The 13246-nt window shown below is 71.4% G+C and carries 11 protein-coding genes; 8 read left to right on the plus strand and 3 right to left on the minus strand.

Features of this window, described 5'->3' with window-relative positions; genetic code table 11:
* Positions 1–11 precede the first annotated feature (11 nt).
* Both rbfA and C6C15_RS06845 read left to right on the plus strand, forming a co-directional pair.
* Positions 12–437, plus strand: a complete 426-nt coding sequence (gene rbfA / locus C6C15_RS06840; protein WP_060923633.1) for a 30S ribosome-binding factor RbfA — start codon at positions 12–14, stop codon at positions 435–437.
* 160 nt (positions 438–597) lie between these two features.
* Positions 598–2652: a helix-turn-helix domain-containing protein gene (locus tag C6C15_RS06845; protein ID WP_105949631.1), complete on the plus strand. Its 2055-nt coding sequence runs from the start codon at positions 598–600 to the stop codon at positions 2650–2652.
* 7 nt (positions 2653–2659) lie between these two features.
* Here the strand turns inward: C6C15_RS06845 and C6C15_RS06850 are convergent, their stop codons facing one another.
* Positions 2660–3556 carry an A/G-specific adenine glycosylase gene (locus tag C6C15_RS06850; RefSeq protein WP_231919605.1) on the minus strand — a complete coding sequence of 299 codons (897 nt, stop codon included), beginning with the start codon at positions 3554–3556 and terminating at the stop codon, positions 2660–2662.
* 52 nt (positions 3557–3608) lie between these two features.
* Here C6C15_RS06850 and truB point away from each other — a divergent pair, with 52 nt between their 5' ends.
* The 6 genes from truB (at position 3609) to C6C15_RS06880 (ending at position 9886) form a co-directional block, all read left to right on the plus strand.
* Positions 3609–4502, plus strand: coding sequence for a tRNA pseudouridine(55) synthase TruB (truB, locus tag C6C15_RS06855; RefSeq protein ID WP_105949632.1), 894 nt, complete (start codon positions 3609–3611; stop codon positions 4500–4502).
* Positions 4499–4867 carry a hypothetical protein gene (locus C6C15_RS06860; RefSeq protein WP_060922650.1) on the plus strand — a complete coding sequence of 123 codons (369 nt, stop codon included), beginning with the start codon at positions 4499–4501 and terminating at the stop codon, positions 4865–4867. The genes truB and C6C15_RS06860 overlap by 4 nt, the downstream gene beginning before the upstream one ends.
* A 55-nt stretch (positions 4868–4922) precedes the next feature.
* Positions 4923–5360 carry a hypothetical protein gene (locus tag C6C15_RS06865; protein ID WP_234024228.1) on the plus strand — a complete coding sequence of 146 codons (438 nt, stop codon included), beginning with the start codon at positions 4923–4925 and terminating at the stop codon, positions 5358–5360.
* Entirely contained in the window at positions 5357–6307 is a 951-nt protein-coding gene (locus tag C6C15_RS06870) for a bifunctional riboflavin kinase/FAD synthetase (protein ID WP_105949634.1), read from the plus strand. Before C6C15_RS06865 ends, C6C15_RS06870 begins: the two co-directional genes overlap by 4 nt.
* A 201-nt stretch (positions 6308–6508) precedes the next feature.
* On the plus strand, positions 6509–8653 hold the full coding sequence (locus C6C15_RS06875) for a DEAD/DEAH box helicase (RefSeq protein ID WP_060922647.1): 2145 nt from the start codon (positions 6509–6511) through the stop codon (positions 8651–8653).
* A 204-nt stretch (positions 8654–8857) separates the two neighbouring features.
* Positions 8858–9886, plus strand: a complete 1029-nt coding sequence (locus C6C15_RS06880) for a 6-phosphofructokinase (protein ID WP_025103187.1) — start codon at positions 8858–8860, stop codon at positions 9884–9886.
* 198 nt (positions 9887–10084) lie between these two features.
* On the opposite strand, the gene C6C15_RS06885 is transcribed toward C6C15_RS06880, so the two are convergent.
* Together C6C15_RS06885 and C6C15_RS06890 are read right to left on the minus strand one after the other, a co-directional pair.
* The gene (locus C6C15_RS06885; RefSeq protein WP_234024229.1) at positions 10085–10735 is read right to left on the minus strand and encodes an endonuclease domain-containing protein; all 651 of its coding nucleotides are present in this window, start codon (positions 10733–10735) and stop codon (positions 10085–10087) included.
* A gap of 388 nt (positions 10736–11123) precedes the next feature.
* Complete coding sequence (locus C6C15_RS06890) at positions 11124–13217, minus strand: S9 family peptidase (RefSeq protein ID WP_105949636.1); 2094 nt, start codon at positions 13215–13217, stop codon at positions 11124–11126.
* Between the last annotated feature and the right edge of the window lie 29 nt (positions 13218–13246).

A 13246-nucleotide genomic window follows, 5' to 3' on the forward strand; every position in this document is an offset into this window, starting at 1 on the left:
GAGAAGGAACAATGGCTGGTGAACGACAGGCCCGACTCGCGGATCGTATCCGCGTGATCCTCGCCGAGCGCTTGGAGAAGGGGCTGCGCGACCCGCGTCTGGGCTTCGTGACCATCACCGACGTCCGCGTGAGCGGCGATCTGCAGCACGCGTCCGTGTTCTACACGGTGCTCGGCACGGAAGAGGAGCGCCTCGCCAGCGGTGCCGCGCTCACCTCTGCGACCGGCATGCTGCGCAGCGAGGTCGGACGACAGCTCAGCACTCGACTCGTCCCTACGCTCGAGTTCATCCCGGACGCGCTCCCGGAGAACGCCGACCACATCACCGCTCTGCTGCGCGAGGCGCAGGAGCGCGACGCGGAGGTGGCCAAGCTGGCCTCGTCCGCGACCCACGCCGGCGAAGCCGACCCCTACCGGTCGGACGACGACGAGGACTGATCCCGTCTGATACCCTCAGGTCCGCGGCGGGACAACCGGTGGATCTGGGGGGATCGACATCGAGTCTCGGAACGCGCCTGCGGGGTCGTCCGTCGCGCCCGGCGACGTCGAGGCGCTGCTGGACGAGCTTCGGGCTCGGGAGCTCGCGTGCGCCCCGCACGTGGCCGCGCGGCTCGTCGCCGCGCTTCCGGCGGACCCGGCGGCCGTCATGGCGGTGGCGGCCCGCCTCACGCCGGAGCAGCGGCGAGGTCTCGGCCGGCTGCCGTGGCCTCTGCCGTCCGTCGCCGACGCCGTCCCTCTCGGCATGCTGTCGGCCCCGGACCGGCTGCTGCTGCTCACCGTGGCACTGGCGTTCGAGGATGACCTCGATCCGGTCCTCGCGGTGGACGGGCGCGGCGTGGAGGAGGTGCGGGCGAGCGGCGCCGCGCCGCACCTGGTGATCCACGCGGGACGTGTCCGGTTCGCCGACCCCCGGATGGAGACGGGAGTGCACGCGGCCGCCTCTGCGGCTGAGGTCGCGCACACGCACGCGCGCCTGGCCGCGGTCGCCGTCCGGCGGCGAGATCGGGTGGCTGCGGCCTGGCATCGCGCGCGTGGGGGCGCCGTCCGCGATCAACGGTCCGCAGCGGTGCTGACGGCAGGTGCCCGCGCCGCTGCCGCAGAGAGACGCCAGGAACGCGTACTGCTGCTCGCCGCCGAGGCCGCGAAGCACGCGGCCGGCGACATCGGCGAGGAGGCGCGAGTGCTCGCCGGGTGCGCGGCGCTCGCATGCGGTCATGCGGCGGATGCCGAGGAATGGTTGGGAAGCCTCGTCTGCGGTGCCGCCGAGCACCGTCGGGGGCGAGCGCTCGGACCGTTCCTCGTCGCCCGCACGTTCCGGTACGGAGCGGTGCCGGCCGTCGATCCGCAGCGGCTCGCTCCGCTGCGTACGGGGGACGGCGACTCCTGGGCGCGGTTCGCGGCGCTCCTGGCGATCCTGTGCGCGGAGCGCGGCGACCGCAGGGCGGGTCGCCGCTGGCTCGCCGATGTCCGTGATGGGGCCTCGCGCGTCGGCGGGGACGGCGTCCTGCGGGACGCGGTCGAGTCGCTGTGCGGCCTTCTCGCCGGGGAGGTCGCCACGGGTGACGTGCCAGGAACCGGCGGGCTGCTGGGCGCCGTGTCGGGGGCTCTGCACGCCGCGTGCGGCGGCGACATCGACGAGGGCCTGCGGCTGCTGCAGACCGCGGATCTCCCCGGGGTGGGGGAGCGCGATCCGATGATCCCCGGTTTCGAGCACAGCCCACTGGGCCGGGCCTACCGGATCGTCACCGAGGTGCTGCTTCTTGTCTGGCGGGGAGACATCGGTCGCGCCCGGCTGCTGCTGCGGCGGGCAGCGGTCGAGCTCCCCGTCGCGATCCCGTTCGCGGGACTCGGCGTGGTGCTGGCGCGGCGGCTCGATCTCGCGGTCCTCGGCGCTTTCAGCCCGATCGCCAGGGCTCTCACCGCCGTGCTGCCTCCGGCCGCAGACATGGACGTACTGGTGGACCGCGCTGTCGAGGCGTTCCTGAACGGCTCCTTCGAGGCGGCCGCCGGTGCGATCGGGCTGTGGCGGGATCGCGGGGAGCCGCAGGCGCGCTTCGCGGTGCCGGGGGTGGAGGAGGTCGTGCTCGTCCCCGACGCCGGACGGGCGTCACCGGCGGTGCGCCCACCGGAGACGGAGTTCGCCGACGCCCTGCGTCACGCCGTCGCGGCGTCCGGCGACGGTGCCTGGCGCACGGAGCAGGAGACCCTGCGAGAGGCGGCACGACGGCTTCGGTCGCCCTTCGCCCGCGGCCGTGTCGAGATGCTGTTGGGGGTCAGGTCCGGGCTGCACGGGGATCCGATCGCGGCCCGCAGTCACCTCGGGCAGGCCGAGAGGCTGTTCGAGGCCGCCGGGGCGAGCGCGTGGGGGCGTGCCGTCCGCCGGCGTCTGCAGCGGCTGGAGACCGACCCGCACGTCACGGGCGGCGCGTATCTTTTCGTGTGCCGGAGCGCCTGGGCCCAGCGACTGACGTCGCGGGAACTGGAGGTGGCCATGCTCGCCGTCGAAGGCACGGGGAACCGCGCGATCGCGGAGCGCCTGTCGATCTCCGTCCGGACGGTCGAGGTGCACCTGGGACGCGTGTTCGCGAAGCTGGACGTCCGCAATCGCGTCGAGCTGACGGTGCTCGCGCACAGGACCGAACAGTACCTCTGAGGCGCGCTCACCGCGGCAGGGAGAGGCCCTCCCCGTCGGCTTCCGCGAGCCCGTCGGCGATGAGGGAGTCGATCGCACGATCCCGCTGACGCACGTCGGGCCAGTCCGGGAGGACGGCGGTAAGCGGGACTGCGGCGGGGGCGGCGGCGCGCAGGAGCCGGAGCACGGCGCCGCGGGCCTGGCGGTCCGAACCCTCGTACGCGGCCTGTCGTCGTCGCTCATCCCCGGTGTCGGGCCGGCCGGCCGCGAGCCACGCACACCCGTCCGCCAGCGGGCAGCGTTCGCATCGGGGCGCACGGGACGTGCAGATCGTCGCGCCGAGCTCCATAGCCGCGGCGTTGAGGACGGCGGCCTCTGCGGGGTCCGCGGGCAGCAGCGCCGCCATGAGCGCAAGGTCGCGGCGGGACGGGGACCCCGGTTGCGCTCGTCCCTCGACCGCCCTGGCCAGCACGCGCCGGGTGTTGGTGTCGACGACGGGATGACGGTCGCCGTACGCGAACACGGCCACGGCACGGGCGGTGTAGTCGCCGATCCCGGAGAGGGCGAGGAGGGCGTCGACGTCACGCGGCACGACGCCGCCGTGGCGCTCGACCACCTCGACGGCCGCACGGTGCAGCCACAGGGCACGCCGCGGATAGCCGAGGTTCGCCCACTGCTGGACGACGTCCGCAGTGGACGCGGCCGCCATCGCCAGGGGTGTCGGCCAGCGCGCTAGCCACGCGTCGAGGTGCGGGATCACGCGGGTCACGGGCGTCTGCTGCAGCATGAACTCGCTCACCAGGACGCCCCAGGCGCCGAAGGCGGCATGGAAGTCCGGACGGCGCCAGGGAAGGTCGCGCGCCGCGGAGGCGTACCAGCCGAGCAGGGGCGTCATCGTCGCGGGAGACGGTGCGGGCGCGGCCATCCCTCCAGCCTAGGCGAGCGGGCACCGCTCCCTGCCTCGGTAGGCTGGAGGGATGGCGACCCCCGGCATCCTCCTCGTCGACAAGCCCGGCGGGCTGACCAGTCACGACGTCGTCGCCCGTACTCGTCGCGCCTTCGGCACCCGCAAGGTCGGTCACGCCGGTACCCTCGACCCGATGGCCACGGGACTGCTCGTCATCGGCATCGAGGGCGCGACCCGCCTCCTCACCTACATCGTGGGCGCGGACAAGACCTACGAGGCGACCATCCGGCTCGGTGCCGTCACCTCGACGGATGACGCGGAGGGCGAGACCCTCCACCGCGCGGACGAGAGCGCCCTCGCGGCGATCGCGGATGCGGCTGTCGATGCCGGAGTGGCCGCTCTGACGGGCGCGATCTCCCAGGTCCCGAGCGCGGTCTCGGCGATCAAGGTCGACGGCCGCCGCGCCTACGACCGCGTCCGTGCGGGGGAGGAGGTGGTCCTCCAGCCGCGAGACGTCGTCGTGTCCCGGTTCGACGTCATCGCGCGACGTCGCGACGATCACGCGATCGACCTCGATGTCGTCGTGGACTGCTCGTCCGGAACCTACATCCGCTCGCTGGCCCGCGACCTGGGCGCCGCCCTCGGCGTCGGCGGCCACCTGACCGCCCTCCGCCGCACCCGCGTCGGCCCGTTCGACGTGCGCGACGCCGTGACGATCGACGCCCTCGAGGGCGCTCCCGTGCTCACCCCCGGGGAGGCCGCCGGCCGCGTCCTCCCCGTCCTCCGCGTCTCGGCGGAGGAGGCACGCGATCTGCGGCACGGCAAGCGAGTGGCGGGCGCCGCTGCGCGGCTGGACGGCCCGCTCGCGGCCGCCATCGAAGACGACGGCGGCCTGGTGGGGATCGTCGAGAAGCGCGGTGCCGATGTGAAGAGCGCCATGAACATGCCGGAGGCCTCCCGATGATCCTGTGGTTCACGATCGTGCAGATCGTCATCGCCATCGCCGCCGGGCTCTTCTGCCTCGGCGCGGGGTTCGCCGGCCGTCGCCCCAGCGACTTCTCCGTCGGCGCGCTGGCTCTCGTCGAGGTGCTGCTGATCGTGCAGATCGTCGTCGCCATCGTCGCGCCGCTCGCGGGGAACCCGCCCACCGGCGACCTGCTGGAGCTCTGGGTGTACCTCGTCTCGGCGGCCCTGCTTCCGATCGGCGCCGTGCTCTGGGCGCTGATGGAACGCAGCCGGTGGAGCACCGTCGTGCTCGGTGTGGCCGCCCTCGCGATCGCGATCATGCTGTGGCGCATGCAGGTGATCTGGACCGTCCAGGTCGCCTGAGCGCCAGCCGGCGCGGACGCCGGGCGGCTCGCCCGGCTCTAGGATGGAATGCGCTATGAGCTCCACCGCCCCCTCCACTCGGATGACCGGCATCGGTCGTGTCCTGGTGATCGTCTACGCCGTGATGGCGCTGGCGGCCACCGGGCGCAGCTTCGTGCAGATCGTCCGTCGCTTCGACGAGGCCCCGTTGGCCTACAGCCTCTCGGCGCTCGCCGCGGTCGTGTACGTCCTGGCGACGCTCGCGCTCGTCTTCGCGCGTCGTCGCGGCTGGTACACCGCCGCGTGGGTGGCGATCGTCTTCGAGCTCACCGGTGTGCTGGTCGTCGGCGTGCTCAGCCTCGTCCTGCCCGACCTGTTCCAGCACGAGACCGTGTGGTCGCTGTTCGGCCGCGGCTACCTCTTCATCCCCCTGGTCCTCCCGATCTTCGGCATCTGGTGGCTGCGCACGCACCGGCCCGTCGACGCCGCGCGACCGGTCGAGGTCGCCGCGTGATCGTGTTCCGGAGTCCGGACGAGGTGCCGGAGAACTACGGTCCCAGCACCGTCGCCATCGGGAAGTTCGACGGCGTGCACGAGGGGCACCGCGCCGTCATCCGTCGCCTGGAAGAGGCCGCCGCGGCGTCGGGGAGCCGGGCCGTCGCGGTGACGTTCGACCGTAACCCTCTCGCTGTGATCCGCCCCGACCGGTGCCCCGAGAACGTCGTGACCGTCGACCGCAAGCTGGAGCTCCTGGGCGAGCTCGGGCTCGACGCGACGCTCGTGCTGACCTTCGACGAGACGCTCGCGGCCGTCGGTGCGGAGGACTTCGTCGCCGATATCCTCGTCGGCGCGCTGCACGTGTCCACCATCCTCGTGGGCGCCGACTTCCGCTTCGGGCACCGAGGCGCGGGCACCCCCGACCTATTGCGGGAGCTCGGCCCCCGGTACGGCTTCACCGTCGAGGTCGTCGACGACGTCTACCTCCCGGGGTCCAGCCGTCGCGTCTCGTCGAGCTGGATCCGCGAGCTCCTGATGGCCGGTGACGTCGCGGAGGCGACTCGCGCTCTCGGCCGATATCCCGACGTGCGCGGCGTGGTGGTCCACGGCCTGAAGCGCGGACGAGAGCTCGGCTTCCCGACCGCGAACCTCTCCACGATCGTCGATGCGTTCGTGCCGGCGGACGGCGTCTACGCGGGGTGGCTCGTCGACCACGACACGGGCATCCGGCACCCGTCGGCGATCTCGGTGGGCACGAACCCCACCTTCGATGACGTGCTCGTGCGGCAGGTCGAGGCGCATGTGCTGGGGGAGACCGGACTCGATCTCTACGGTCACGACGTGACGGTCGAGTTCGTCGAGCGGCTGCGCGGCATGGTCGCCTTCGAGGGCATCGAGAAGCTGATGACGCAGATGGCCGCCGATGTCACGCAGGCCGCGACCATTCTGGACGTGTCCGCGTAACACGACGGCGCCGTGTTTCCGCGGCCGGTGCTCGCGATGACATAGAATGGGATCAGGCTCCCGCCGGTCCCGCACTCATCGCGTGCTCCGGAGGGAACACCGATCCACAGTCCGCACGGTCCTGGCTCACGCCACACGCGGACGACGAGAACGGCTCGCGGCTCCCCGGAGGCGCCGGAGCCCTTCAGGCTCAGGAGGAGCATGCCGACCACGGCAACCGCCGCCCCGCGGCGTAAGAAGACGTCCCGTCGCGACGACGAGGCACCGCTCATCCCGATCCTCGCGCGCAAGGTGCGCGAGATCGAGGCGAAGTCCCAGCGCGGCAAGCTGGGCCCCACGAACCGCACGAAGTTCCAGGTGATCGCCTTCCTGGTGCGCGAGGAGCGTGCCCGCGTGAAGGCCGATTCCGAGATCACCGACGCGGCCCGCGCCGAGCTGCTCAAGCGCCTCGACGGCGTCGCGACGATCCTCGCGAAGACGGCCGCACGGGACACCTCGCTCATCCAGCTGCTCGAAGCGGACCAGGCCACGTCGCCCGTCGCGAAGCGGATGCGTCGCGACTGGCTGCTCGAGTCCGGCGCGGAGCTCCCGCCGGAGGAGCTCATCATCGCCGACCCGGCGCCCGTGCAGACGCCCGTGGTGCCCGCGGCCATCGCGGAGCGTCAGGTCACCCCGCCCTCGGTGGAGGCCCGTCAGCTCGCCAACCCGTTCCTTGCGCCCGACCTGACCCCGCGACCGGCCAGCACGCCCCGCCGCCGCCTCGACGGCTGGGAGCTCATGGGGCCGCTGTACAAGGCCTTCGAGACCGGCGCGGGCGGTGCCGCGGCCTCGATGGAGCTTCCGCCGGCCCCGGAGTTCGACCACATCTCGCCCAAGGGGCGCGAGGTCATGGTGCACCAGTCCCGTTTCCTCGAGGCTGTGCGCGCCGGGCACCGCAGCTTCCTGCTCGCCGACGAGCCGGGCCTCGGCAAGACGGCGCAGTCGGTGCTCGCGGCCTCGGTCGCCGGCGCCTATCCGCTGCTCGTCGTGGTGCCCAACGTCGTGAAGATGAACTGGGCGCGCGAGGTCGAGCGGTGGACGCCGCAGCGTCGTGCCACGGTCATCCAGGGCGACGGTGACGACATCGACGCCTTCGCCGACGTGTTCATCGTGAACTACGAGATCCTCGACCGTCACATGTCCTGGCTCGCGTCGATCGGCCTGCGCGGCATGGTCGTCGACGAGGCGCACTTCATCAAGAACCTCTCGTCGCAGCGTTCGCAGAACGTGCTGTCGCTCGCGGCACAGGTGCGCGAGCGCACCCCGGGGCACGATCCGCTCATGCTCGCCCTCACGGGTACCCCACTCATCAACGACGTCGAGGACTTCGACGCCATCTGGCGTTTCCTCGGCTGGACGAACGGGGAGAAGCCCGGACCGGAGCTCATGGAGAAGCTCGACGCGACCGGGCTCACGCCGGCGGACAAGGCCTTCTACCCGGAGGCCCGCGACGCGGTGATCTCGATGGGCATCGTGCGGCGCAAGAAGAAGGATGTCGCCGCCGACCTGCCCGACAAGCTGGTCGCCGATCTGCCGGTGCAGCTCGACGACGAGTTCGGTCGCAGCATCCGCCAGGCCGAGCGCGAGCTGGGAGAGCGTCTGGCCGCCCGCTACCGCCGCATCATCGAGGCACGCGGCGACCGCGGTCTCGCGCCCGGAGAGATCGACGACGACATCGTCCGGCTCGTGGCGCAGAACGAGCTCGAGGAGTCGAAGGCCGCCGGTACCGGGGGAGACAACGTCTTCACCATGGTGCGCCGCATCGGTCAGGCGAAGGCCCTCCTCGCGGCCGACTACGCCGCACAGCTGCAGCGGTCGGTCGGCAAGGTCGTGTTCTTCGCGAAGCACATCGACGTCATGGACCAGGCGGAGGCGCACTTCGCCTCGGCCGGCATCCGCGCGGTATCCATTCGCGGTGACCAGACGAACACGGCACGGCAGCAGGCCATCGACGACTTCAACGGCGACCCCGAGGTCGGCATCGCGGTGTGCTCGCTCACGGCGGCCGGCGTCGGGCTCAACCTGCAGGCGGCGTCGAACGTCGTCCTCGCGGAGCTGTCGTGGACGGCGGCCGAGCAGACGCAGGCCATCGACCGCGTGCACCGCATCGGGCAGGACGAGCCGGTCACGGCGTGGCGGATCATCGCCGCCCACACGATCGACACGAAGATCGCGGAGCTCATCGACCAGAAGCAGGGCCTCGCGGCCCGCGCTCTGGACGGCGAGGCGACGGAGGAGACGGGGAGCGAGTCGGTGCAGCTGGCGGCGCTCACGCATCTTCTGCGCGAGGCTCTGGGCGGGCGCTGAGACGCCGTCAAGAACGCGGGTTCTTAACGGCGATTCCGAGGCCTCTTCCTGCCGGAACGCGAAGTTCGGCGTGATCGCTCGCCGCAGCCGTCAAGATCCCCGATTTTCGACGCGCTCGAATGGCCACGTGAGGGGGCGGCGCGCTAGTGTCGATCGCAGGCACTGTCGCCGCACCCCCATCCCTCGACCTCCGAAGGCAGCAGCATGAAGATCGGCATCCTGACGAGCGGCGGCGACTGCCCCGGACTCAACGCGGTCATCCGCGGCATCGTGCTCAAGGGCACCACGACCTACGACCTCGAGTTCGTCGGCATCCGCGACGGATGGCGCGGCGTCGTCGAGGGCGACTTCATGCCCCTGACGCGGCATGAGGTGAAGGGCCTGTCCAAGGTGGGCGGCACCATCCTCGGCACCAGCCGCACCAACCCCTACGAGGGGGAGCGCGGAGGCGCCGACAACATCGCGAAGACTCTCTACGGGCACAAGATCGACGGCATCGTCGCGATCGGCGGCGAAGGCACTCTCGCCGCGGCGGACCGCCTCGCGAAGGACGGCATCAAGGTGCTCGGCGTTCCGAAGACGATCGACAACGACCTCCGTGCCACGGACTATTCGTTCGGCTTCGATACGGCCGTGAACATTGCCACGGACGCCATGGACCGGCTCCGCACCACGGGAGACTCCCACCAGCGCTGCATGGTCGCGGAGGTCATGGGCCGTCACGTCGGCTGGATCGCGCTCCACGCCGGAATGGCCGCGGGCGCGCACGTCATCTGCATCCCCGAGGTGCCGATGTCGCTGGACGAGATCACCGCTCTGGTCACGAGCGCCCACGATCGCGGTCGCGCGCCGCTCGTCGTCGTCTCCGAGGGCTTCAAGCTCGCCGGTATGGACGAGGCCTACAGCGACAAGGGTCTGGATGCGTTCAACCGCCCGCGGCTCGGCGGCATCGGCGACCTGCTCGCCCCCGAGATCGAGCGGATCACGGGCATCGAGACGCGTGCCACGATCCTCGGGCACATCCAGCGCGGCGGTTCGCCGTCGGCGTTCGATCGCGTCCTCGCGACCCGGCTGGGCCTGCACGCCGCAGACGCGATCGTCGACGGCGCCTGGGGGCAGATGGTCGCGATGCAGGGCACCGACATCGTCCGCGTCCCGTTCGCCGATGCTCTCGGTGAGCTGAACACCGTGCCCCGCTACCGCTACGACGAGGCCGCCGCCCTCTTCGGCTGACTTCCGCCCGGCTTCAGGCTCTCGCGCCGCTTCAGGCATCTTGCTGTCTTTCTTGCCTGTTCTCGCGCGAGTGCCTGTGCCCGTCCGCTCGCCTGTTCTCACTGCCTCGCGCGGTGTCAGGCTCTCGCGCGGGTTCAGGCATCGTGCTGTCTTCCATTCCTGTTCTCGCGCGAGGGCCTGGGCTTGCGCTCGGGTCGGCTACCGACCCGTCGCCCGACGGCTTGCGCGATGGAGCCCCTGCGCGAGCGCGGCCAGGACGGTGTCCTCGACATGAGTGTCATCGACCATGACCTGGTGGTAATCGAAGCGCAGGACGGTGTAGCCGCGGAGCGCGAGCCTCGCGTCCGCTGCGAGGTCTCGCCGCCGATCGCCCGCGGCGCTGTGGTGGCGGAAGCCGTCGATCTGGACGGCGAGCCGTTCGCCGATGACACCGTCGAGCGGATGGCCGTCCACCCACACCTGCTGTCGCACGTCGATGCCGATCGCGCGCATCCGTTCGACGAAGACCGTCTCGGGACCGGAGTCCGACCGGCCGCGGACGGTTCGAGCGAGGCGGTCAGCGGCGTGGCACCGCCACCGCACCCGCGCGAGCGTATCCAGCTCCACCGCTCCGTGGCGGATGGCGGACTCCCAGATCGCGCGGGCCTCGACCGGCGGCCGACATCGCGCGACCTGGAAGAGGACATCCAGGACGGGGTCGACCGCCGCTCGCGGATGCACGGGCACAGGCCCCTGCGCACAGTGCACCTCCACGCCGGCGCGATCGAACCGAGAGGCAGTGCGGGGGAGGGCGACATGCACGTTCGTGGGTCCGACATCCCACCATCCGGCGAGAGCCGCAGCGCTCACACAGGTGACTCTCCCGCCGACCGAAGCAGCCGCCCGGCGCCGCGCATCGACATCGGGGACGAGGAGCCACGACCGGCGCACGCGCTCGAGCGTGCCTTCCTGCACCGCGCGACGCATATGGTACTCGGTGAAACCCGCCTCACGTACCCGCGACGAATGCGCCGATCCGCCCTGCTCTCGAACCCAGCCCTCGACCCTCGTGCGTCCCACCCCTCCACCCTGAGCGCTCGCGCCGCACTCTCCATCGCCGCACCCGGGATGGGGAATCAGCTCGCGAAATCCTCGCCCTGTGCAGGATCAGTCGTCGCATGTGGACCCCACAGGCGTCCGCGCGAGACCAGGCAGCGAGAGTCACTCGCGCCTGATGCCGCGCGAGTGCCTGATGCCGTCAGGCGAGGTGGAGGGTGTCCAGGAGCCAGGCGAGCTCGAACGCCCGCTCGCGCCAGGAGTTGTACCGTCCGCTCACGCCGCCGTGCCCGGCGACCATCTCGCACTTGAGCAGCACGTCCTCCGCGCCGGCCTCCCGCAGCCGGGCGACCCACTTGGCGGGCTCCACGTAGAGCACGCGGGTGTCGTTCAGCGAGGTCACCGCGAGGATCCGCGGGTACTCCACGCCGTCGCGCACGTTCTCGTACGGCGTGTACGACTTCATGTACGCGTACACCTCCGGGTCGTGCAGCGGGTCGCCCCACTCGTCCCACTCGATCACCGTGAGGGGGAGCGAGGGGTCGAGGATCGTGGTCAACGCGTCGACGAACGGCACAGCCGCGAGGATCCCGGCGAACAGCTCCGGGGCGAGGTTGGCGACCGCGCCCATCAGCAGACCACCCGCGCTGCCGCCCTCCGCGACGAGCTGGGCCGGGGTCGTGGTGCCCTCGTCGACGAGGTGCCGGGCGCAGGCGACGAAGTCCGTGAAGGTGTTCCGCTTGTGCAGGAGCTTGCCCTCCTCGTACCACTGCCGGCCCATCTCGCCGCCGCCGCGCACGTGCGCCACGGCGAAGACGACCCCGCGGTCCAGCTCCGAGAGCCGGGCGACGGAGAAGCCGGGGTCGATCGAGTGCTCGTACGAGCCGTAGCCGTAGAGGTGGACGGGACGTGCGGTCGCACCGGGCTCTCCGAAGGAGCGCTTCCAGACGAGGGAGATCGGCACGCGCGTGCCGTCCTCCGCGGTGGCCCATTCCCGCCGCTGCCCGTAGTCGGCGGGGTCGTAGTCGCCGAGCACCGTCACCTGCTTGCGGAGGACGAGCTCCCGCGTCGCGAGGTCGAGCTCGTAGACCGTGCCTGGGGTGACGAACGACGTGTAGCCCAGACGCAGGAAGGGGGAGTGCCACTCGGGGTTGCCGCTGACGCCCGCCGAGTAGAGGGGCTCGTCGAACCGCAGCTCCTCCACGGCGTCCGTCGCGTAGTCGAGGAGCCCGACCCGTTCGAGGCCTTCGCTGCGGTACTCGACCGTAGCGAAGTCGCGGAACGCGTCCACGCCGAGCAGTCGTCGTCCCGGCTGATGCGCGACGACGACGCGGCGCTCGCCCTGCGGGTCGTCCGCCGCCACGGAGACGAGCTCGAAGTCGAGGGCGTCGTCGTTGTGCAGGATGAGCAGGCGGTCCTCGCCGTCCACGACCGCGTGCTCGAGCGAGTACTCCACGCCCTCCCGCCGCGGCCACACCGTGCGCGGCTTCGCGGTGATGTCGCCCGCGAGGTCGACGAGGTACTCCTCGCTCGTGATGCTGGACCCCACGCCGATCACGAGGTAGCGACGGCTGCGCGTGATCCCGGCGCCGAGCCAGAACTTCTCGTCGGGCTCGTGGAAGAGCATGATGTCGTCCGACACCGGGGTCCCGAGCCGGTGCAGCCACAGAGTGTCCGGACGCCAGGCGTCGTCGCGGGTCGTGTAGAGGATCCCGGTGCCGTCCGGGGTGAAGAACGCGCCCCCGGTGTTCGGGATCTCGTCGTCGAGGGTGACGCCCCTCTCCAGGTCGCGCACACGTACGGTGTAGAGCTCGTCGCCCTCGAAATCGGTCGACCACAGCAGCTTCGTCGCATCGTCGGAGGTGTCGAACGCGCCGAGCGAGAAGAACTCGTGCCCCTCCGCCTCGGCGTTGCCGTCCAGCAGGACGACCTCGCCGGGCACCGGCACCCCCGGCTCGAGCCGCGGGGGCGTCCAGTCGCCTTCGAGAGCGGCGGCGCGGCAGTGGATGCCGTACTGCGCGCCTTCCTCGGTGCGGCTGTAGTACCACCAGTCTCCGCGTCGCGTCGGCACGGAGAGGTCGGTCTCCTGGACCCGGCCCTTGATCTCCTGGAACAGCGTCTCCCGCAGATCGGCCAGGTGTGCGGTCTCGGCTTCGGTGTGCGCGTTCTCCGCCTCCAGGTGCGCGATGACCTCGGGGGAGTCCTTGGCTCGCAGCCACTCGTACGGGTCGTCGACCGTGTCGCCGTGGTGCGTGCGGAGGGTGGAACGGCGGGCGGCGATCGGGGCATCAGTCACCGTCCCACGCTATCCCAGGTCGAGTTGAC

It is taken from the genome of Microbacterium sp. str. 'China' (assembly GCF_002993305.1).
Classification (GTDB): domain Bacteria; phylum Actinomycetota; class Actinomycetes; order Actinomycetales; family Microbacteriaceae; genus Microbacterium; species Microbacterium paraoxydans.